The 449-nt window shown below is 59.2% G+C and carries 1 protein-coding gene; it reads right to left on the bottom strand.

Annotated elements, in window-relative coordinates; all coding sequences use genetic code 11:
- Position 1: 1 nt before the first annotated feature.
- The coding region (gene uhpA / locus ACU8YC_RS27580) for a transcriptional regulator UhpA (protein ID WP_446896339.1) at positions 2-449 on the bottom strand (448 nt) is incomplete at its 5' end.

Raw genomic sequence — 449 nt, 5'->3', positions numbered from 1 at the left:
TCTATTCCCAGCCGTCAAACATCCGGCGCGCCAGTTCGACGTCGTTGCTGACACCCTGCTTTTCCATCAGGTTGTCTCGGTGGACGTGCACCGTTCCCGGCGACAGGCCTAGTTCGGCGGCAATTTCTTCTACCGCCATGCCTTGCGCCAGTTTTTCCGCCACCTGACGTTCGCGTTTAGTCAGCGGATCCTGACGACCGGCCGCCAGCTTGACGGCGATGTCCGGCGTCAAATGACAGCCGCCGGTCGCAACGGTATGCACCGCCGCGATCAGCTCATCCGGGCTACAGCGTTTGGAAAGGAAACCACGCGCGCCCGCGTTGAGCGCATGCTCCACCAGCGCTGGACTGTCATGGACAGAGAGCATGATAATCGCCATTCCCTTTGGCAACTGGCTTAACAGTTCAAGGCCGGAGATGTCTGGCATCGAGATATCACAGATACAGACC

This window comes from Citrobacter sp. VF227, from assembly GCF_052950715.1.
This window is presented reverse-complemented; position numbering and strand designations above follow the sequence as displayed.